Source organism: Vibrio marinisediminis (assembly GCF_014050145.1).
Lineage (GTDB): Bacteria > Pseudomonadota > Gammaproteobacteria > Enterobacterales > Vibrionaceae > Vibrio > Vibrio marinisediminis.
In genome coordinates this window covers 1-283 of record NZ_JACFYF010000208.1, presented here as the reverse complement: position 1 = coordinate 283, position 283 = coordinate 1, and the positions used below count along the sequence as shown (strand labels likewise).

Annotated in this window: 1 protein-coding gene; it reads right to left on the bottom strand. The window is 62.9% G+C overall.

Annotated elements, in window-relative coordinates; translation table 11 throughout:
* Window positions 1–283: aldehyde dehydrogenase family protein (locus tag H2O73_RS20930; RefSeq protein WP_182110790.1), on the bottom strand; the 283-nt coding region annotated here is incomplete at both ends.

Sequence of the window (283 nt, the reverse complement as noted above, 5' to 3'; positions counted from 1 at the left end):
CAGCATCTCGATATTCTGCTCGATGCGATCGGCGATCCTGAGCAGTACATTGGAGCGCTCCGCGGCGGAGGTCTTGCCCCAGGCCGGTGCCGCGGCATGCGCCGCATCCAGCGCCTTGTCGATATCCTCGGCGCCGGAGCGGGGAATCTCGCAGAATACCTCGCCGTTGACCGGGCTGACGTTGTCGAAGTACTGCCCCTTGACCGGCGGAACGAACTCGCCACCGATATAGTTGCCGTAGCGCGACTCGAAGGATACCGGGGAATCAGTACTGCCGGGATTG